Raw genomic sequence first — 18,100 nt, forward strand, 5'->3', positions numbered from 1 at the left:
GATGGCGCGCCTTATGTTCTCCCGCCGCACCCGCCTGATCGGCGCGCTGTTCCTGCTGGTGGTCGCCTCGGTGGCGCTCACGCTGGGCAGCAGCCGCTGGATGCGCGCCACCCGCATCGACCTCACCTCCGACCGGCTCTACACGCTGACCCCCGGCACTGTGCGCATCGTGGAAAAACTGCGCGCTCCGCTGAAGCTCACGCTCTATTTCTCCGAGCACTCCACCCGCGATCTGCCGCAGCTGCGCAGCTACGAGCAGCGCGTGCGGGAGCTGCTGCAGGAAATGGTCGCGCGTTCGCACGGCCGCCTGCGCCTGCAGGTGGTGGACCCGGTGCCGTACTCGGACGACGAGGCTTCCGCCGAAGGCAACGGCCTCAGTCCGATCAGTGGCGGCACCAACGGCGAGCGGGTGTTCTTCGGCCTGGTGGGAACCACGCTGCCGGGCCTGCAGGACGGCGAGTCCGACGGCGAGCCGCACCCCGGCGCCAAGACGCTGGCGATCCCGCTGTTCGATCCGGGCCGCGAGACCTTCCTCGAGTACGACATCGCCAAGCTGCTGTACGAACTCAATGAGCCCGCCAAGCCGCACATCGGCGTGATCAGCAGCCTGCCCGTGCAGGGCAACCCCGTGCTCGGCGAGGAGCCGTGGACGGTGATCCGCCAGCTGGGCCAGCTGTTCGAGGTGAAGACGCTGGACCCGAACAAGCTCGATCGCATCGGGGACGATATCCAGGTCCTGCTGGTGATCCATCCCAAGCATCTCTCCGACGCGGCGCAGTACGCCATCGACCAGTACGTGCTGCGCGGCGGCCACCTGGTGGCATTCGTCGATCCCTATTCGGAACTGGACACCACGCCGTTCGTGGATAGCAACGGTGTGATCGACGACCACAACTCGGACCTGCCGCGCCTGTTCACGGCGTGGGGCGTGCAGTTCGATCCGCAGAAGGTGGTGCTCGACCGGTCGCGCGCGCTGCGCATCGAGCTGGCCGACAACAGCGCGGCCAATCACCCGGCGATGCTCGGGCTCACCGGCCAGGAACTCAATCACGGCGACGTCACCACGGCGAGCCTGCAGCGCATCAACCTTTCCAGCGTGGGCTACCTGGACCTGGCGCCCAAGGCGACCTCGCGCCTCATCCCGCTGATGCAGACCACCTCGGATGCGGAGGTAGTGCCGTCGCAGCGCGTGCGCGAGTCCACCACCGACCCCAACGCACTGCTGGACGGCTACAAGGCGGACAACAACCGCTACGTGGTCGCGGCGCGCGTGCGCGGCACGTTTCCGTCGGCCTTTCCGGAGTTCGCCAAGCGGCCCGGCCACATCGCGCAGGCGAACGGCAACGCGGAAGTGATCCTGGTGGCGGATACCGATCTGCTCACCGATCGCCTGTGGGTGTCCTACTCGCAGAGCCTGCTCGGTCCGCTGCAGCTCAGCGCGCTGGCGAACAACGGCGACTTCATCACCAATCTCGCGGACAACCTCAGCGGTTCGTCCGAGTTGCTGTCCATCCATGGCCGCACCAGCTCGCAGCGTCCCTTCACCCGCGTGCTCGCTTTGCAGGCGGCGGCCGACCAGAAGTTCCTGGCCAAGAAGCAGGAGCTGCAGCGCGAGCTTGCCGTCACGCGCAGCCGGCTGTCCGAGCTGCAGCCGGCGAAGGCGGCCCGGGGCGACAGCGCCGGTGCGGAGCAGAAGGCGGAGATCGAGCAGTTCCTGCAGCGGCAGCTGGCGATCAACAAGGAGCTGCGCGACGTACAGCACCAGCTCAACGCGGAGATCGACGCGCTGGGCATGCGCCTGAAGTTCATCAATATCGTGCTCGTGCCGTCGCTGGTGACGCTGTTCGGTTTGGCCTACGGCTGGCGTCGCTCGCGCCGCAACCGGCGACGGGCATGAAGGCGGCGATCGGTCGCGGCCAGCGCGCGGCCGCGCGCACTATGCTTGCTTGCTGGCGTGAGGCCGGATCCGAACGATGATGTCGAGCCTGCTCAAATGGATCGTGCCCTGGGAGTTCTCCTGGGTCTTCCTGCTCAGTTTCGTGGCGATATGCCTGCTGTACGTGCGCGGCACCCGGCGCGCGCGCGTGAGCGGCGGCAGGCGCCTGGCCTTCTGGACCGGCATCGCAATCGTCTACGTGTCGCTGCATACGTACTTCGATTACTACGCCGAGCACGAGTTCTTCATGCACCGCATCCAGCAGGTGCTGCTGCATCACCTGGCGCCGCTGTTGATCATGGCGTCGTATCCGGGAGCGGCGTTGCGCGCGGGGTTGCCGCTGGCCTGGCGTGTGCGCCTCCTGCGTCCGTTCCTGCGCTCCTGGCCCTGGCGCGCGGCGAGCGGCGTGCTGCTGAATCCGGCGGTCGCCACGGTGCTGTTCGTCGGGTTCATCCTGATCTGGCTGATTCCGGCGATGCAGACGCTGGCGATGCTGGACTGGCGCATCTACCGCTTCATGAACTGGACGATGATGCTGAGCGGCCTGTCGTATTGGTGGCTGGTGCTCGACCATCGTCCGCGGCCGCCAGGCCGGATGACGCCGGGCCTGCGGGTACTTTCGCCAGGCATCACCATGAGCCCGCAGATTCTGGCCGGCGCCATCGTCACCTTCTCCAAGACCGACCTCTATCCGATCTTCGAGATCTGCGGCCGCGCCTTCACCTTCAACGTGCTGACCGGCCAGCTGGTCGGCGGCGTGATCATGTGGGTGCCGGCGGCGCTGATCGAATCGATCGGCGGGCTGCTGGCCTTGCGGCAGTGGATCCGCCTGTCGCGCAGCGGGCGCATCAAATCCAAGCGGCAGGTGCAGCTGGCGGCCGCGCGCCGTTCGTGATGGGCAGCCGGTCCGGCCGGCGCCGGGCAGGTCGCCGCGGTGATGCGCCGATCATCACTCCCGCTTGCGTCAGTGATGGTGTTCCATGCCCGGCATGTCGCCGCCATCCACGGTATTCGCCGGCTTCGCTTCGAAGTCCGCGGCCAGCGTGCTGCCGTCGCTGAAGCGCAGGTCGACGCGCACCTTGTCGCCGACTTTCACGACGCTGGCGGCCTTCATCAGCATGAGGTGATAGCCGCCGGGGGACAGGGCCGCCTTGCCATGCGCGGGAATGGACAGCGTGTCCACCGATTCCATGCGCCCCATGCCGGTCTCGGTGCTGCTCTTGTGCAGCATGACGTCGGCATAGGCCGGGCTGCTCGCCGAACGCAGCGCCACCGCGCGGTCGCCATGGTTCTCCAGCACCACGTAGCCGCCGGAGGGCAGGGCGCCGGGCATCAGGCGGATCCAGCCGTGGCTGGCCGTTACCTGGTCGGCCTCGCCGGCGGCGGCCGCGTCGGCGAACAGCAGGCTTGCCAGCAGGAGGGCGGTGCGAGGGTTCATGGCTGGGCTCCGGTATCGAGCAGCAGGTGCAGGTCGTGGACGAGGTTGTCCTGGGAGTCCGCCGCGGTGGACAGCAGGCGTGCCTTGCCTTGGCGGTCGAATACATAGATCGCCGAGCTGTGGCTGACCTCGTACTGCCCGTCGCCTTTGTCCGGCTCGCGCGTGTAGGCGGAGCGGTAGCGCTTGCTCAGCGCCTCCAGTGCGCGGGGTTCGCCGGACAGGCCGACCGCGCGCGGATCGAACGCGTTGACGTACGCGTGCATCACCTCCGGCGTATCCCGCGCGGGATCGACGCTGACGAACAGGATGCGCACGTCGTCCGCGAGCGGCCCGAGGCGCTGCATCACCACGTGCAGTTGCGCCAGGGTCAGCGGGCAGACGTCGGGGCAGTGCGTGTAGCCGAAGTACATCAGCACCACCTTGCCGCGGTAGTCGGCGCCGGTCACCGCCTTGCCGTGATCGTCGACCAGCTTGAAGTCCAGGTCCGGCATGTGGCCCGTGACGTTGGTGAGTTTCCATGGCAGGTCGTCGCCGCGCTGGCAGGCGGCGAGCAGGAGCGCGCCGAGCAGTACGGAAAGCAGGAGCAGGGCGCGGACGAGGCGTCGGGGCTTCATGCGAGAATCCTGGATCGACATCGCGCCAGCATACGACACCGGCGCCGCCGCCAGCCCGAGGACTTCCTTCCGATGCGACAACCTGTCCGTCCCATCGCCGGCCTGCTGGCCGGTGCGGCCGGTGCCAGCGCGGTGGCGCTGGGTGCGTTCGGCGCGCACGCCTTGCGCGGCGTACTGGATGACCGTGGCGTCGAGCTGTGGCACACCGCCGTGAATTACCACTTCTGGCATGCGCTGGCGTTGTGCCTGGCGGTGTTCTTCCTGCACGCGCCGCATCGTCGCCGCGCAACCGTCGCGTTCGGTGTGGGCATCGTGCTGTTCAGCGGCAGCCTGTATGCCCTCGCGCTGGGCGCGCCGCGGTGGCTCGGTGCGGTCACGCCCCTGGGCGGCGTGGCCTTCATCGTCGGTTGGTTGTTGCTGGGCCTCGGTGCCGCGAGGCGCGGCGCCTGATGTCCCCCGCGCACGGTACGTGGGTCACCGCGCTTTCCCCGTACGAACACCAGGGGCGGAGTCAGGCGAGTGCTGCGGCCACCAGCGGCGCTCCGACATGTAGCACCAGATCCGCGCTGAAATGCGCCAGCATCGCGTGCTCCAGCCCGTACTTCCAGAACAGCCAGCCCAAGGGAAGGCCGACCAGGGCATTCAACAGCACGATGCGGGTGACGGTCAGCGGGCCATGCAGCATGCCGGCGTTGAAGGCCGCGGAAAGGTGGCCCGCGCCGAAGATCAGGGCGGCCAGTACGATCGCGACGACAAATATCCACGGCCTCGGTCCACCGCCGAGCCGCGCCAGCAGCCACACCAGCAGGCTGACCAGGAACAGGCGGCACAGCACTTCCTCGACGATGCCGCCGTACAGCGATGCCAATGCGCCGCGCCAGGCCAGATCGAGCAGGCGTGACGCGGTGGGATGCCCGGCGCCCTGGTGCTGCGCATTGAGGGCGAGTACGAGCAATGCCGAGACGACGCCGAGCAAGATCGCCCATCGCCACCGATGCGGTGCCTGCGGCCGCGGTTGGCGATAGACCCATGCGCGCAACCAGGGCGCGCCCAGGCCGTAGCGCTCGCCGAGCCACAGGCCGAGCCAGCCGAGCAGGCCGGTGAGCACACCTGCCTGCAACGCCTGCGCTATCGCCAGTATGGTCGGAGATACCGGCGCCATGGCCAGGCGCAGCGGCATCACCGCCATGAGATAGGGAAACAAGGCCAGCACGGCGACGACCGTGGCGAGGCCCAGCATCGCGGCCAGTTTCAGCCGCGGTACGCGTGTGGCGGACAGGGCGGTCATGGCGACGTCTTCCTTCTCAGTGATGCCGCTGGATGTAGAACCCCGCGACCTTGCCTTGCGCGTCGCAGGTGACTTTCGAATCGATCGTGCTCTGGCCGTAATGCAGGGGCGTCAGCACGACGACGTGATCGCCGACCGTGACTGTGGTCGCCGCGTCGCGCGCCCCGCGCTCGCCGAACTGCTGTGCCACCGCCGGCCAGATCTGCCCGAGCTTTTCCGGTGCGAGCTTCGCTTTCATGGTGTCGTCGAAATCGCTGGTGGCGCCGGCGTAATCGCCCTTGTCCAGGGCGTCGAGCAGATGGGTGGAGGCCGTTTCGCAGGCCGATTCGGCGCGCGCGGCGCCCGCGGCGATGAGGCAGACCGCCAGGCAGGCGATGACTGCCAGGTGCTTCTTCATGTCGTTGTTCCCCCGTTGCTTGGCTATTTGGGTTGGCCAGCTGGTTGTCTGACTGGCCGGCTAGGTCTTGTCGTCTTCGTCGTCCATGACCGGCTTGGCCTGGCCGGCTTTCATGCGCCCGCTTTTGCGCAGCGCCTCGCGCAGCACGTACTCGATCTGCGCATTCACGCTGCGCAACTCGTCGTCGGCCCAGCGCTGCATCGCCTCCAGCACGGCGGGGCTGATGCGCAGCGGATAGGCTTTCTTCTCGGCCGGCACGTTCGCCCCGCTCAGCCGCTGTAGAGCGTGCCGGCGTTGACCACAGGCTGGGTGGCGCGGTCGCCGCACAGCACCACCAGCAGGTTGCTGACCATGGCGGCCTTGCGTTCCTCGTCCAGCTCGACCACGCCTTGTTCGCGCAGGCGGTCCAGCGCCATGGCGACCATGCCGACGGCACCTTCGACGATGCGTTCGCGCGCGGCCACGATCGCGCTGGCCTGCTGGCGCTGCAGCATGGCCTGGGCAATTTCCTGGGCGTAGGCGAGATGACTGATGCGCGCCTCGATGACGCTCACGCCGGCCTTGTCCAGACGCGCCTGGATCTCGTCGCGCAGGTGGTTGTTGATCACCTCGCCATGGCTGCGCAGCGAGGGCTTGCCGTCGTCGTGCGCGTCGTACGGGTAGTTCTGCGCCATCTGGCGCAGCGCCGACTCGCTCTGGATATGCACGAAGTTTTCGTAGTCGTCGACCTGGAATACCGCTTCGGCCGTATCGACGACCTGCCAGACGACCACGGCGGCGATCTCGATCGGGTTGCCGTCGCTGTCGTTGACCTTGAGCTTGCTGCTCTCGAAGTTACGCACGCGCAGCGACACGCGGCGCTTGGTGTAGAACGGGTTGGTCCAGCGCAGCCCCTCCTCGCGCACCGTGCCAGCGTACTTGCCGAACAGCTGTACAACCTGGCCTTCGTTTGGCGCGACCTGGAAGAAGCCCTTCAGCAGGAAGGCCGTGAACACCATCAGCGCCACGCCGCCGAAGAAGCGCGGCAGCGGCGGCTGCTGGCCGGCCGAGCTGAGGATCAGCCAGACCGCGATGGCCCCGAGCAGCAGGCAGAAGCCGACGAACGGGATGCCGGCGACCGAAAACCCTTGACGTTCATTCATGGCGATACCTCCCTTGGATGGGAGATATCTGATATCAAAATGATGTCACCCTGCAAGTGCCTACTGGCCGCCGCCGCCCGCATTGCCCCCGACCGGCCCGGAAGGGGCTACCGGCGGCGGGCCCGGACTGAGGAACTCCCAGGAGGGCATGACCTCCTCGATCTGCATCCCGCTGAACATGTGGGTGGCGGCGAAGAAGTGCCAGGGATCGCCGTCGCCGGTGTCCAGGGCGATGTGCGTGCTGTCAAAGTGGCGCAGCGCCGCGTCGTAGCTCTGCCAGTGGTCGCCGACCCAGGCTTGCACCCAGGCATGCGGCACGAAGACCCGCGAGGTGTTCGCATAGCGGTCGGCGTAGACCATGCCGGTCACCACGCGCGCGGGAATGCCCTCGGCGCGCGCCATCGCGGCCAGCAGCACGGCGTATTCCGTGCAGTCGCCCTGGCGGTTGTTGACCACTTCCAGCGCGGAGGCGTAGCCCACGTCCAGGCCGTGCTGGGTGATGTAGTGGCTGACGAAGCTGCGCAGCCGGCGCATCTTCCGTCGGTTGTCGGCGGCGTTGCCCACCGCCTGCGCGGCCAGGGCGCGGATGGCCGGCGCATCCGCCTGCAGCCACGAGTTCGCGCGCAGGTCGTCCGGCTGGGGCGGCGCCTGACCGCCCGCATACGGGCTGCCGATGTCGACCTGCCAGTCGTTGCCGCCCAGATGCGTCACACGCTGCTCGTCGGTATTGATGATCGGCAGGCTGCCGTTGCCTTTGATGCCGACGCGGTAGCGCAGGAAGGACTCCCGCAGGTTAGGCGTGAGCGGGCGCGGCGAATCGACCATGGCCGCGCGGAACATGTCCACGTCCTGCTCCGGCGCCAGCGCGCAGGCCTCGTCGCAGGCGATCATCTCCAACTGGCGGCCGAGCATCGAGATGATGCCCTTGCGCGCGCGGCCCCGGCCGTCGAGCCACAGGTCCAGGATCTGGTCGCCTCGTTCCTGCTGCAGGCGCTGGCGCTGGTGGCTGAGCGTTTCGGCGCCACCCGGTAGGTCTACCGATTCGTTGCCCAGCACCTCGACCGCCACGTCCATCACCTGCTGGCTGGCCGGATCGAACATCTGCATGCGGTAGTGCCGGCCCGGGTTCTTACTGGCTTCGAGCATGGCCTTGCGCTGGGCATCGTTGAGCATCGCGTTGCCGGGCCAGCCGATGTAGCTGTAGCGGGTGGCACCGCCGACGGTGATGGTGACCTTGAATGAGCCGTCCGCCTGGCGCTCGCCATTCACAGTGCTGTCCATGGAAGACATCGAGGTGCGCGAGGCGAAGCCCAGGGGTTCGCCCTCAAGGCTTTCCACGCTGCGGATCATGTTGCTGAGGGGGATGCTCTTGCCGCTGCGGTTGAGCAGGATCGAAAGCGTCTGGGTGGTGGTCACCGAGTCCTGGGCGGTTTCGCGGTCGATCCGCAGGTGGCCGATCTTGCGGCCGCCGAGCAGGACGCTCATCCAGGTGGTGTCGGTGGAGGCGGCTGGCGCATTCTGGACGGCCGCAGCCCCGGCCGCGGGGCACAGCAACAGCACCAGCAGTAGCGTGGCGGTCTTCAGTCGCATGTGCATTTTTACCCGTGGGGACGGTTTGGAAGACAGTGAATGCCGACTTAAGGCCGCCGTCAATCCGCAGTGCAGCGTGGCGGAAGGCTGGCGTAAGGGAAGCCGGAAGGGCCCGCTTACAATGCCCGCTTTCCCAGCCCCGGAGCCCCCAGATGAAGCCGTTCGGCACCCCTCATACCGACCATGCACTGCGTGTGCTCCTGCTGGGTTCCGGCGAGCTGGGCAAGGAGGTGGCGATCGAGCTGCAGCGCTACGCGGTGGAGGTGGTGGCGGTCGACCGCTATGCCCACGCCCCGGCCATGCAGGTGGCGCATCGCAGCCACGTGATCGACATGCTGGACGGCGCCGCGCTGCGGGCGGTGATCGAGGCGGAGCGGCCGGACCTGGTCGTGCCCGAAATCGAGGCCATCCACACGCCGACCCTGGTCGAACTGGAGAAGGCGGGCCTCAGGGTCATCCCGACGGCGCGAGCGGCCTGGCTGACGATGGACCGCGAAGGCATTCGCCGGCTGGCCGCCGAGGAACTGGGCCTGCCCACCTCGCGCTACCGCTTCTGCGACGACGAGGCCCAGTACCGCGAAGCCGTGCGCGCCATCGGCCTGCCGTTCGTGATCAAGCCGGTGATGAGTTCGTCCGGCAAGGGCCAGAGCCTGGTGCGCCGCGAAGATGAGCTGCAGGAAGCCTGGGACTACGCCCAGTCGGGCGGCCGTGCCGGCAAGGGCCGGGTGATCGTGGAGGGCTTCGTCGACTTCGACTACGAGATCACCCTGCTGACGGTCCGCCACAAGGACGGCACCAGCTTCTGCGCGCCGATCGGCCACCGCCAGGAAGACGGCGACTACCGCGAGTCCTGGCAGCCGCAGCCGATGAGCGACAAGGCGCTGGCCGAGGCGCGGCGCCAGGCCGAGGCGATCACCGGCGCGCTGGGCGGCTGGGGCGTGTTCGGCGTGGAGTTCTTCGTGAAGGGCGACGCGGTGATTTTTTCGGAGGTCAGCCCGCGGCCGCACGACACCGGCCTGGTCACGCTGATCTCGCAAGACCTGTCGGAGTTCGCGCTGCATGCGCGCGCCATCCTCGGCCTGCCCATCCCGGCCATCCGCCAGCTCGGCCCGGCAGCGTCGTGCGCGGTGCTGGTGGAGGGCGAGGGCGAAGCGCCGCGCTATCACGGCGTCGCCGAGGCCCTCGCCGAGCCGGACACTCAACTGCGCCTGTTCGGCAAGCCCACGGTCAAGGGACGCCGCCGCATGGCGGTGACGCTGGCGCGCGACGAGAGCATCGAGGCGGCCAAGGAAAAGGCGATCCGGTCGGCCCGCACGCTGCGGATCGAACTCTGACGGTGCGGCGCGACGCGGCCGACTCGTACCGCGTCGCGCCACCGCGGCTTCGATCCGTAGACGTCGCAGTGCAGGGGCCTGCGCCACTTCCCCCACGGCCGCGCAGCTGTGCGAGCATCCGCAGCGGACTCGACCGAGCCGGAACCCATCCGGATACATTCAATCCAGGGAGCTAGGCATGCAGACTTCCGCATTCGCGCAGTGGCTGGTGGTGCTGGTGGAGACGCTGGCGGCGCTGTTCATGCTGCTGCTGGCCGTCGGTGTGATGGTGCTGCTGGTGGTATGGCTGGTGGACCGCAACCAGACGGCGAATTCGGTGCTGCGCAATTTTCCGGTGATCGGGCATTTCCGGTACTGGTTCCTGCACCTCGGCGAATTCTTCCGCCAGTACCTGTATTCCAGCGACCGCGAGGAAATGCCGTTCAACCGCGCGCAGCGCACTTGGGTGTACCGCGCGGCCAAGAACTCGGAGAACACCAATGCATTCGGTTCCACGCGCGACCTGCGCGCGGAAGGCGTGCCGTTCTTCGTCAATGCGCCGTTTCCGTCGCTGGGCCAGCATCACGTGGTGCCCAGGCCGGTGACGCTCGGCCCGTATGCGCGCGAGCCGTACAGCCATTCGGCGTTCTTCAACATTTCCGCGATGAGCTTCGGCGCACTGTCGGCGCCGGCGGTGCGCGCGCTGTCCATCGGCGCGGCGAAGGCCGGCATCTGGATGGATACGGGCGAAGGGGGCCTGGCGCCTTATCACCTGGAGGGCGGCTGCGACATCGTCTTCGAGATCGGCACCGCCAAGTACGGCGTACGCACGCCTGAGGGCAAGCTGGACGACCAGAAGCTCCTGGAGATCTGCCGGCATCCGCGGGTGAAGATGGTCAGCATCAAGCTCGGCCAGGGCGCCAAGCCCGGCCTGGGTGGATTGTTGCCCGGCGCGAAGGTGACGCCGGAGATCGCCGCGATCCGCGGCATTCCGGTCGGCGAGGACTCGCAGAGCCCCAACCGTCATCTCGACATCGGCAGCGTGCGCGAGCTGATGGATGCCACCGTGCACATCCGCGAACTCACCGGCAAGCCGACCGGCTTCAAGGCGGTGTTCGGCGGCATGGAATGGATCGACGAGCTGTGCGAGGAAGTGCATCGGCGCGGCATCGAAAGCGCGCCGGACTTCATCATCGTCGACGGTTCCGAAGGCGGCACTGGCGCGGCGCCGCAGACGCTGATGGAAGGCGTGGGCCTGCCGTTGCGCGAGGCGTTGCCGGCCCTGGTGAACACGCTCATCCGCCATGGGTTGCGCGAGCGCATCAAGGTGATTTGTTCCGGCAAGTGCATTACCGCGTACGACGTGGCGTGGGCGCTGTCGATGGGCGCGGACTTCGTCAACTCGGCGCGCGGCTTCATGCTGGCGCTGGGCTGCATCCAGTCGCTGCAGTGCAACCGCAATACCTGCCCCACCGGCATCACCACGCAGAACCCGAAGTTGCAGCGCGGCCTGGTAGTCACCGACAAGAGCGAACGCGTATACCACTACGCCAAGAACGTGATGCAAGAAGTGGGCATCATCGCCCACAGCTGCGGCGTGGAAGAGCCGCGCCAGCTCGACCGCACGCATTGCCGCGTGATGGGCGACGACGGCATCTCGGTGCCGCTGGTGAAGCTGTTTCCCTATCCGGAAGGGTACGTGCGGGGCGCCTGAGCGGAGGTTCTGCCTGGGGCGGGTGAGTGCTCGGCAAGACGACTGGAGGGCGCCGGGTATTCGCCCGCGCGCCGAGGTCAGTCTTCCAGGTCGACCCAGCCGTCGCTGGTGCGTATCTGCAGCGGCTGGAAGCGGCGCTTGTAGTCCATCTTCGGGTGGCCTTCGATCCAGAAGCCCAGATAGATCCACGGAATGCCGCGGCGGCGGGCCAGCTCCACCTGCTGGAGGATGGCGAAGGTGCCGAGGCCGCGCTCGGTCTCGTCCGGATCGAAAAAGGTGTAGACCGCCGAGAGGCCGTGCAGGGAGATGTCCGTCACCGCCACGCCGAGCAGGCGCGGCCCCTTCCTCAGCTCGAGGAACAGCGTGGGACTCCACGGGGCCGTGAGGAAGCGGCGGAAGTCGCTGGCGTCGGCTTCGTCCATGCCGCCGCCGGGGTGGCGCAGGCGCAGGTAGCGCTCGTACAGGGCATGGCGCTCGCTGTTGTAGCCGGCCAGGGACTCGACCACCTGCAGGTCGGCGTTGCGCTTCAGGCACCGCCGTTGGGAGCGGCTGGGGCGGAAGCGCTCCACGTCGATGCGGCAGGGCGTGCAGGCACGGCAGCTGCTGCAGTACGGGAAATAGAGGTGTCCGCCGGCCCGGCGGAAGCCGCGCTCCAGTGCCGGCCCGTACAGCTGGTCCAGGTGCGGGGCCGCCGGATCGATGACCAGGTTCTGCGCCGTGCGGTCGGGAAAATACCCGCAGGCGTGAGGCAGGGTCTGGAAGAGGCGGACGCGATCGGAGCGCATGGCAGATTCTATGTCCGGCGCGGGCTGCCGTGACAAGGGTCTCAAATCCGCTGACGCCGGGCTTGCCATTCGGCCTAGGCCGGGGCGGTCCCCCGGAACCCGTGCGGCGGGGGTCAGATGACCCCCATGTACCTCAGCATCACGATCACGAAGGCGCCGGCCACGGCCACCATCACGATCCGGCGCACGCGGTTGGCCACGCTCCGGCGCTGCATCTCGGGAGAGGGGTTGCGGGCCAGGGCCAGTTCCTCGCCGTGGCGGATCACCGGCTCGATGCCCAGCTCGCGCAGCAGGGCGCGGGCGCGGGTGTAGTCGTCGGCCTTGCTGATCCAGACCTGCTCCCAGCGGTCGCGGTTTTCCTTGCGCTGGGAATAGCTGAAGCGCTCATAGCTGCGCTTGTTCCAGTTGGAGCGGTTCTCGATCGAGCAGGCGATGCCGTGCTCGGTGAGCAGGGCGGCGACGCGGTCGATGTTTTCCGGGCGGGGCGAGGTATAGATCTGGCGCATGCGCGCAGTTTACCTCCGCGCCCGGCCCGGGCGGCGTCCTCAGCCGCGCAGGCGGAGCAGCCCTTCCTGCGCCGTGGAGGCGACCAGGCGCCCGTCGCGGCTGAAGATCTGGCCGCGGGCCAGGCCGCGGGCACCCTGTGCGGTGGGGCTGTCGAACGAATAGAGCAGCCATTCGTCCACGCGGAACGGGCGGTGGAACCACAGCGCATGGTCCAGGCTCGCCATCTGCACGTTGTGCGTGTAATACGAGATGCCGTGCGGCAGGGTGGCCGTGCCGATCAGGTTGAAATCGGAGGCATACGCCAGCAGGGCGCGGTGCAGCACGGGCGAGTCCTCGACCGGCGCGGCCACGCGGAACCAGATGTGCTGGTAGGGCGGGCGCTTGCTCGGGTGCAGCTTGTCCTGCGGCCACACGTGGCGGAACTCGATCGGTGCGTCCACGCCCAGCCAGCGCTGCAGCTTCTCCGGCAGCTTGGCGAGCTTTTCCGGGGGCAGCGGCTGCATTGGCTCGACGTCTTCCGGGGCCGGCACGTCGGGCATGGCGGTCTGGTGCTCGAAGCCCGCTTCCTCCACCTGGAAGGAAATGGAGCCGTTGAGAATCGGTTGCCCGTGCTGGATGGCCACCACCCGGCGCGAGGAGAACGTGCCGCCGTCGCGGGTGCGCTCCACGCTGTAGACGATCGGCGCGTCGATGTCGCCCGCGCGCAGGAAATACGCGTGCAGCGAGTGCGCGGCGCGCGATGGATCCACCGTCTGCTGCGCGGCCGACAATGCCTGTCCCAGCACCTGCCCGCCGAACACGAAGCGCGTGCCGATGTCGCGGCTCTGGCCGCGGAACAGATTGTCTTCCAGGTGTTCGAGCTGCAGCAGGTCGACCAGCTCGCGGACGTGGTTTTCCGTCATGGCTATGGGAATCCGGGAGAAAGAGAGCGGCGAACCGCGGCGCGCAGTATAGCTGCGGCCGTCGAGCTCACTCTCGCGCCGGGCGCGGCGGCAGGCGGTTCAGCCCGCTGCCCTGGAGTACGGCGGCCCAGGGAAACAAAGGGCCTGGGTCGAGCTTGCGCGGCACCTCGCGGGTAGGGTCGTCGCTGGCCGGCAGGCGGGCCAGGTCCAGGTCTTCATGGCCGGCGATGTCCCTGAGCATAGGGAACTCTTCGCGCAACCGGGCGAGCAAGGCGCGCAACGCGTCGATCTGGGCAGGTGGGTAGGGCTCGGTCATCGTCTGGCGGGCCGAATGCCACCATTCCGGATAGCGCCCCAGGTTCACCAGCTCAATGCCGATCGAATGCGGGTTGTAGCCTCGCACGTGGTGCGCCACGCGTGTGCCAGGCACGTAGCGGTAGGTCGAACCGTCGCGGTCGATGTAGTAGTGCCCGCTGTTGCCGGTGCCGCTCTCGTGCACGATGCGCTCGCCGTACTCCCGTGCGGTGGCCAGGTCGGGCAGCTCGGTGCAATGGATCACCACCAGCTCCACCGCGGCGGCGGGGCGTTCGGGCAGGCGCTCGACGTAGGGAAGGAACTGGTCTTGGATGGTCGGGGCAGGCATGCGGGCGAGTCTCGCACGCGGCCCGGTATCATGGGCAACCTTGCAGACGACGCTTTTGGAGACCGCGATGCGCGGCCAGATCATTCTTTCCCACGGTTCGGATTCCGGCCCGGACGCCGCCAAGGTCAGCGCGCTGGCCGCCATCGCCGAATCGCTGGGCTGGTCCACGCAGCGTCCCGATTACCGTGAGGACGACCTCAAGGGCTACGCCGGCTCGGTGGCGCCGCGCGTGGCGCGCCTGCGCGACGCGATCGACGCGCTGGACGCGCCGCCGGTGCTGGTCGGTTCCAGCATGGGGGCCTTCGCCGCGGGCCTGGCCTCGCTGGAGCGGCCGGTGGCCGGCCTGTTCCTGCTGGCCACACCTGCCGCCATTCCCGGCTACGACGCCGCCTTCGACCTGCGCCAGGACGTGCCGACCCTGCTGATCCATGGCTGGCACGATGAGCTTTGCCCGCTGGACGACGTCTATGCGTTCGCCGGCCGCCGCGGCCTGCCGCTGCTCGTGCTGGACGACGACCACCGGTTGGGCGCGAGCCTCGACGCGATCGGCGCGCAGTTCCGCCTGTTCCTCGACCGCCTGCTCGTCGGCGCATCGGCGGCCGGCCAGTGAGCGCCTATTTCGCCACCTGCCCGAAGGGCCTGGAATACCTGCTGCGCGACGAACTGGCCGCGCTGGGCGCGGAAGAGGCGCGTGAGGCGCTGGCCGGCGTGCATTTCTCCGGCCCGCTGGAGATCGCCTACCGCGCCTGCCTGTGGTCGCGCCTGGCCAGCCGCGTGCTGCTGCCGATCGCCGAGTTCGACGCGCCGGATGACGACGCGCTGTACGCGGGCGTCCAGGCGATCGACTGGTCGCGTCATCTCGCCTCGCACGGCACCTTGGCCGTGGAAGCGGTCACCGCGCAGAGCAAGCTGACCCACAGCCAGTTCATCGCCCAGCGTGTGAAGGACGCAGTGGTCGATCAGTTCCGCCAGCGCGACGGTTCCCGTCCCGACGTGGATACCGACGAGCCGGACGTGCGCATCCACCTGCGCCTGCGCCGCGACCGCGCCACGCTGTCCATCGACCTCGCGGGCGCGCCGCTGCATCGCCGCGGCTGGCGCGAGCTGCAGGGCGACGCGCCGCTGAAGGAGAACCTCGCCGCCGCCATGCTGCTGCGCGCCGGCTGGCCGGCCATGTACGCGCAGGGCGGCGCGCTGCTCGACCCGATGTGCGGCTCCGGCACGCTGCTGATCGAAGGTGCGCTGATGGTGGCCGACGTGGCCCCGGGCCTGCGCCGGGAATACTTCGGCTTCCTCGGTTGGCATGAGCACGACATCGCGCTGTGGCGCCGCCTGCTGGACGAAGCGCGCGAGCGCGCCGAGGCCGGCCTGCGCGCGTTGCGCCCGTGCTTCTTCGGCAGCGATGCCGATCCGCGCATGGTGCAGACCGCCAAGCGCAACGCCCAGGAAGCCGGCGTTGCCGGCTTCCTCACCCTGGACCGGCACGACGCGCTGCACGTGACGCCGCCGCCCGGCTTCGAGCGTGGACTGGTCATCACCAATCCGCCGTACGGCGAACGCCTGGGCGAGCGCGAGGCGATGCCGAAGCTGTACCGCGCGCTCGGCGAGACGCTGAAGCAGCACTTCGCCGGCTGGCACGCCGCCGTGCTGGCGGGCGATGCCGAGCTGGGTCATGCGATTCCGCTGCGCGCGAGCAAGAAGTACGCGCTGTACAACGGCGCGCTCGAAACCGTGCTGCTGCTGTTCGAACTGCGCGCGCCGGACACCGCGCCGCGCGAAGTGAAGCCGCTGTCGGCCGGCGCGCAGATGCTGAAGAATCGCCTGGAGAAGAACGTCCGGCATCTGCGCAAGCGCCTGGAGCGGGAGGGCATCCACTGCTGGCGCGCCTACGACCAGGACCTGCCCGAGTACGCCGCGGCCATCGACGTCTACGGTGATGCGCGCGGCGCACAGTGGCTGCACGTGCAGGAATATCGCGCGCCGGCGGACGTTCCCGCCGAGACCGCGCGGCAACGCCTGCGCGAGATCGTGCGCGTGGCCGGCGAGGTGTTCGGCGTGCCGCGCGAGCGCATCGCGCTGAAGACGCGTGAGCGCGGCAAGGGCGGTTCCAAGTACGGACAGTTCGACCAGCGCGGCGAGTTCGTCGAAGTGGAGGAGGGCGGCCTGCGTTTCCTGGTCAATCTCACCGACTATCTGGACACCGGCCTCTTCCTGGATCACCGTCTGGTGCGCGCACGGCTGCGCGAGCTGGCCGAGGGACGGCGCTTCCTCAACCTGTTCGCCTACACGGCCACCGCCAGCGTCTACGCCGCCGCGGGCGGCGCGCGGGATACCACCAGCGTGGACCTGTCCGGCACGTATCTGGACTGGGCTTCGCGCAATCTCGCGCTGAACGGTTTCACCGGGACGAAACATCGGCTGATGCAGGCCGACGCCATGGAGTTCCTGAAGCAGGACCGCGAACGTTACGGCCTGATCTACGTGGACCCGCCGACATTCTCCAACTCCAAGCGCGCCGAGGACTTCGACGTGCAGCGCGACCACGCGCGCCTGCTGCTGGCCTGCGCGGACCGGCTGGCGGGCGACGGGGTGGTCGTGTTCTCCAACAACTTCCGGCGCTTTGCCCTGGACCGGGCGGCGCTCGAAGAGCGCTTCCAGATTGAGGACTGGAGCGCCGCGAGCATCCCCTTCGACTTCGCCCGCCGGGCCGACATCCACGGTTGCTGGCTGCTCCGCCCGCACCCGCAGGCGTCGCCCTGGGAGGAGAGCGCGAAACACATCCGGCAGCGAGTTAAACGGTAGAAAACCTGCCTAGGAATGCTCAGTGCGGATTCAGCCCTGGAGCCCGAGCATGGGTCCCGGCAGACAGCGCCGGAACGGTCCTCCGTTCACCCCTTTCAGGACCGACCGAACCGCCGTCGCCGCTCTCTCGGAGACTTAAAGCCATGAACAAGTCGAAGCGTTCCAGCCTCAAGCGCGTGGTCCTGGCCGCCGCCGTGCTGCTGGGTTGCGCGGCCGCCGCCCCGTCGTTCGCCCGCAGCCACGTGAGCGTGGGCATCGGCATCAACGTCCCCGGCGTGAGCATCGGCTACAGCGACGGCTATTACCGTCCGCACTACCGCCCGTATTACGGGCCGGCCTACTACTCCGGTCCGGTGTACTACCGCCCGGCGCCGCGCGTCGTGTACTACGACGAGCCGGTGGTGGTGGAGCGCCCGGTCTACGTACGCCGCGTGTACGAAGATCGCGGCTACTACAGCGACGGCTACCGCTCGCGCCGTTACTACGACGACGGCGATTGATCGCTCATCGCGACGCAACAAGCAAAGAGCCCGGCCTAGGCCGGGCTCTTTCGTTCGTGGAGCGCGAGCCTTGCAGCCTTACGGCTTGGTCGGCGGCGTGCCGCCGTTGCTCATGAAGCCGTGCTGGCTGGCGTGCTTTTCCATCTTCTCGAACTGCGCCTTGTCGATCTTGCTCACCGACTCGATCGCGCACGGCGGCTGGTCGCGGGAGACCACGGTCTCGCCTACCTCGCCGCAGATCGCGCCCAGCCCGGCAGCCCGGTTGGAGTCGTTGGCGCGGAACAGCAGTTGCTGGCCAATGCCCAGCCGCGGGCAATCGGCAGTAAGCTTGACGAGATAGCGGTCCGGTCCGGTGCGCGCAATCACGGTGCGTTTGTCTACGACATACCATTCGTTGATGCGGTCCGGGCGCAGGCACTCGCTGACGGGGCGCATCGGGTGCCGTTCTCCCGCCGGGCCATCGGCGTGCGCCAGTCCGCTGGCGGCTGCCATCGCGAACACCAGCATGGCGGTGACGGTTTTCATGGGT

Annotated in this window: 20 protein-coding genes; 8 read left to right on the forward strand and 12 right to left on the reverse strand. The window is 68.3% G+C overall.

Translation table 11 applies throughout. The annotated features are described in order from the left end of the window. Window positions 1-13 precede the first annotated feature (13 nt). Both RKE25_RS07470 and RKE25_RS07475 read left to right on the forward strand, forming a co-directional pair. Window positions 14-1,897 (forward strand): Gldg family protein, encoded by a 1,884-nt coding sequence (locus RKE25_RS07470; protein WP_311841609.1) that lies wholly within the window; start codon window positions 14-16, stop codon window positions 1,895-1,897. 76 nt (window positions 1,898-1,973) lie between these two features. Beyond that, entirely contained in the window at window positions 1,974-2,831 is an 858-nt protein-coding gene (locus RKE25_RS07475) for a cytochrome c oxidase assembly protein (RefSeq protein WP_311841610.1), read from the forward strand. Between the two features lie 69 nt (window positions 2,832-2,900). Here RKE25_RS07475 and RKE25_RS07480 read toward each other — a convergent pair whose 3' ends face one another. Both RKE25_RS07480 and RKE25_RS07485 read right to left on the reverse strand, forming a co-directional pair. Further along, window positions 2,901-3,374: a copper chaperone PCu(A)C gene (locus RKE25_RS07480; protein WP_311841611.1), complete on the reverse strand. Its 474-nt coding sequence runs from the start codon at window positions 3,372-3,374 to the stop codon at window positions 2,901-2,903. Further along, the gene (locus RKE25_RS07485; RefSeq protein ID WP_311841612.1) at window positions 3,371-3,988 is read right to left on the reverse strand and encodes an SCO family protein; all 618 of its coding nucleotides are present in this window, start codon (window positions 3,986-3,988) and stop codon (window positions 3,371-3,373) included. Before RKE25_RS07485 ends, RKE25_RS07480 begins: the two co-directional genes overlap by 4 nt. Before the next feature lie 72 nt (window positions 3,989-4,060). Between RKE25_RS07485 and RKE25_RS07490 the strand changes: the two genes are divergently transcribed. Continuing rightward, a complete protein-coding gene (locus tag RKE25_RS07490; protein WP_311841613.1) occupies window positions 4,061-4,438 on the forward strand; it encodes a DUF423 domain-containing protein in 378 nt (125 codons plus the stop codon). Window positions 4,439-4,499: 61 nt separating this feature from the next. Here RKE25_RS07490 and RKE25_RS07495 read toward each other — a convergent pair whose 3' ends face one another. The 5 genes from RKE25_RS07495 to RKE25_RS07515 are packed head-to-tail and all read right to left on the reverse strand — an operon-like array spanning window position 4,500 to window position 8,405. Further along, entirely contained in the window at window positions 4,500-5,276 is a 777-nt protein-coding gene (locus RKE25_RS07495) for a CPBP family intramembrane glutamic endopeptidase (RefSeq protein ID WP_311841614.1), read from the reverse strand. A 16-nt stretch (window positions 5,277-5,292) separates the two neighbouring features. Continuing rightward, window positions 5,293-5,673, reverse strand: a complete 381-nt coding sequence (locus RKE25_RS07500; protein WP_311841615.1) for a DUF3887 domain-containing protein — start codon at window positions 5,671-5,673, stop codon at window positions 5,293-5,295. A gap of 60 nt (window positions 5,674-5,733) precedes the next feature. Beyond that, the gene (locus tag RKE25_RS07505) at window positions 5,734-5,931 is read right to left on the reverse strand and encodes an Arc family DNA binding domain-containing protein (protein ID WP_311841616.1); all 198 of its coding nucleotides are present in this window, start codon (window positions 5,929-5,931) and stop codon (window positions 5,734-5,736) included. An 11-nt stretch (window positions 5,932-5,942) separates the two neighbouring features. Continuing rightward, window positions 5,943-6,815 carry an SPFH domain-containing protein gene (locus RKE25_RS07510; protein WP_311841617.1) on the reverse strand — a complete coding sequence of 291 codons (873 nt, stop codon included), beginning with the start codon at window positions 6,813-6,815 and terminating at the stop codon, window positions 5,943-5,945. A 60-nt stretch (window positions 6,816-6,875) separates the two neighbouring features. Next, window positions 6,876-8,405 carry a transglutaminase-like domain-containing protein gene (locus RKE25_RS07515; protein WP_311841618.1) on the reverse strand — a complete coding sequence of 510 codons (1,530 nt, stop codon included), beginning with the start codon at window positions 8,403-8,405 and terminating at the stop codon, window positions 6,876-6,878. Window positions 8,406-8,557: 152 nt separating this feature from the next. On the opposite strand from RKE25_RS07515, the gene purT reads away from it, so the two are divergent. Beyond that, window positions 8,558-9,739: a formate-dependent phosphoribosylglycinamide formyltransferase gene (gene purT, locus RKE25_RS07520; RefSeq protein WP_311841619.1), complete on the forward strand. Its 1,182-nt coding sequence runs from the start codon at window positions 8,558-8,560 to the stop codon at window positions 9,737-9,739. 178 nt (window positions 9,740-9,917) lie between these two features. Further along, window positions 9,918-11,432, forward strand: coding sequence for an FMN-binding glutamate synthase family protein (locus RKE25_RS07525; protein ID WP_311841620.1), 1,515 nt, complete (start codon window positions 9,918-9,920; stop codon window positions 11,430-11,432). 77 nt (window positions 11,433-11,509) lie between these two features. Here the strand turns inward: RKE25_RS07525 and RKE25_RS07530 are convergent, their stop codons facing one another. The 4 genes from RKE25_RS07530 to RKE25_RS07545 all read right to left on the reverse strand — a co-directional run bounded on the left by RKE25_RS07530 (window position 11,510) and on the right by RKE25_RS07545 (window position 14,269). After that, window positions 11,510-12,217: an arginyltransferase gene (locus RKE25_RS07530; protein ID WP_311841621.1), complete on the reverse strand. Its 708-nt coding sequence runs from the start codon at window positions 12,215-12,217 to the stop codon at window positions 11,510-11,512. Between the two features lie 113 nt (window positions 12,218-12,330). After that, window positions 12,331-12,723 (reverse strand): hypothetical protein, encoded by a 393-nt coding sequence (locus RKE25_RS07535; RefSeq protein ID WP_311841622.1) that lies wholly within the window; start codon window positions 12,721-12,723, stop codon window positions 12,331-12,333. Window positions 12,724-12,762: 39 nt separating this feature from the next. Further along, window positions 12,763-13,626: an acyl-CoA thioesterase II gene (gene tesB / locus RKE25_RS07540; RefSeq protein ID WP_311841623.1), complete on the reverse strand. Its 864-nt coding sequence runs from the start codon at window positions 13,624-13,626 to the stop codon at window positions 12,763-12,765. Window positions 13,627-13,693: 67 nt separating this feature from the next. Then, window positions 13,694-14,269, reverse strand: a complete 576-nt coding sequence (locus RKE25_RS07545; protein ID WP_311841624.1) for an N-acetylmuramoyl-L-alanine amidase — start codon at window positions 14,267-14,269, stop codon at window positions 13,694-13,696. Window positions 14,270-14,336: 67 nt separating this feature from the next. On the opposite strand from RKE25_RS07545, the gene RKE25_RS07550 reads away from it, so the two are divergent. From RKE25_RS07550 to RKE25_RS07560, 3 genes are all read left to right on the forward strand, one after another. Beyond that, complete coding sequence (locus RKE25_RS07550) at window positions 14,337-14,879, forward strand: alpha/beta hydrolase (protein ID WP_311841625.1); 543 nt, start codon at window positions 14,337-14,339, stop codon at window positions 14,877-14,879. Next, on the forward strand, window positions 14,876-17,071 hold the full coding sequence (gene rlmKL / locus RKE25_RS07555) for a bifunctional 23S rRNA (guanine(2069)-N(7))-methyltransferase RlmK/23S rRNA (guanine(2445)-N(2))-methyltransferase RlmL (RefSeq protein WP_311841626.1): 2,196 nt from the start codon (window positions 14,876-14,878) through the stop codon (window positions 17,069-17,071). The genes RKE25_RS07550 and rlmKL overlap by 4 nt, the downstream gene beginning before the upstream one ends. Before the next feature lie 143 nt (window positions 17,072-17,214). Then, window positions 17,215-17,571 (forward strand): hypothetical protein, encoded by a 357-nt coding sequence (locus RKE25_RS07560; protein ID WP_311841627.1) that lies wholly within the window; start codon window positions 17,215-17,217, stop codon window positions 17,569-17,571. Window positions 17,572-17,649: 78 nt separating this feature from the next. Here the strand turns inward: RKE25_RS07560 and RKE25_RS07565 are convergent, their stop codons facing one another. Next, complete coding sequence (locus tag RKE25_RS07565; RefSeq protein ID WP_311841628.1) at window positions 17,650-18,096, reverse strand: DUF6491 family protein; 447 nt, start codon at window positions 18,094-18,096, stop codon at window positions 17,650-17,652. Window positions 18,097-18,100: the final 4 nt, after the last annotated feature.

This window comes from Dyella sp. BiH032 (assembly GCF_031954525.1).
In the GTDB taxonomy this organism is placed as follows: Bacteria; Pseudomonadota; Gammaproteobacteria; order Xanthomonadales; family Rhodanobacteraceae; genus Dyella_D.

Coding starts and splice junctions, on each gene's coding strand:
- RKE25_RS07535 (WP_311841622.1), bottom strand. CDS start 12,723: ATGCGCCAGATCTATACCTCGCCCCGCCCGGAAAACATCGACCGCGTC.
- RKE25_RS07515 (WP_311841618.1), bottom strand. CDS start 8,405: ATGCGACTGAAGACCGCCACGCTACTGCTGGTGCTGTTGCTGTGCCCC.
- RKE25_RS07495 (WP_311841614.1), bottom strand. CDS start 5,276: ATGACCGCCCTGTCCGCCACACGCGTACCGCGGCTGAAACTGGCCGCG.
- RKE25_RS07525 (WP_311841620.1), top strand. CDS start 9,918: ATGCAGACTTCCGCATTCGCGCAGTGGCTGGTGGTGCTGGTGGAGACG.
- RKE25_RS07545 (WP_311841624.1), bottom strand. CDS start 14,269: ATGCCTGCCCCGACCATCCAAGACCAGTTCCTTCCCTACGTCGAGCGC.
- purT (WP_311841619.1), top strand. CDS start 8,558: ATGAAGCCGTTCGGCACCCCTCATACCGACCATGCACTGCGTGTGCTC.
- RKE25_RS07510 (WP_311841617.1), bottom strand. CDS start 6,815: ATGAATGAACGTCAAGGGTTTTCGGTCGCCGGCATCCCGTTCGTCGGC.
- RKE25_RS07550 (WP_311841625.1), top strand. CDS start 14,337: ATGCGCGGCCAGATCATTCTTTCCCACGGTTCGGATTCCGGCCCGGAC.
- RKE25_RS07490 (WP_311841613.1), top strand. CDS start 4,061: ATGCGACAACCTGTCCGTCCCATCGCCGGCCTGCTGGCCGGTGCGGCC.
- RKE25_RS07480 (WP_311841611.1), bottom strand. CDS start 3,374: ATGAACCCTCGCACCGCCCTCCTGCTGGCAAGCCTGCTGTTCGCCGAC.
- RKE25_RS07560 (WP_311841627.1), top strand. CDS start 17,215: ATGAACAAGTCGAAGCGTTCCAGCCTCAAGCGCGTGGTCCTGGCCGCC.
- RKE25_RS07470 (WP_311841609.1), top strand. CDS start 14: ATGTTCTCCCGCCGCACCCGCCTGATCGGCGCGCTGTTCCTGCTGGTG.
- RKE25_RS07485 (WP_311841612.1), bottom strand. CDS start 3,988: ATGAAGCCCCGACGCCTCGTCCGCGCCCTGCTCCTGCTTTCCGTACTG.
- tesB (WP_311841623.1), bottom strand. CDS start 13,626: ATGACGGAAAACCACGTCCGCGAGCTGGTCGACCTGCTGCAGCTCGAA.
- RKE25_RS07500 (WP_311841615.1), bottom strand. CDS start 5,673: ATGAAGAAGCACCTGGCAGTCATCGCCTGCCTGGCGGTCTGCCTCATC.
- RKE25_RS07565 (WP_311841628.1), bottom strand. CDS start 18,096: ATGAAAACCGTCACCGCCATGCTGGTGTTCGCGATGGCAGCCGCCAGC.
- RKE25_RS07475 (WP_311841610.1), top strand. CDS start 1,974: ATGATGTCGAGCCTGCTCAAATGGATCGTGCCCTGGGAGTTCTCCTGG.
- RKE25_RS07530 (WP_311841621.1), bottom strand. CDS start 12,217: ATGCGCTCCGATCGCGTCCGCCTCTTCCAGACCCTGCCTCACGCCTGC.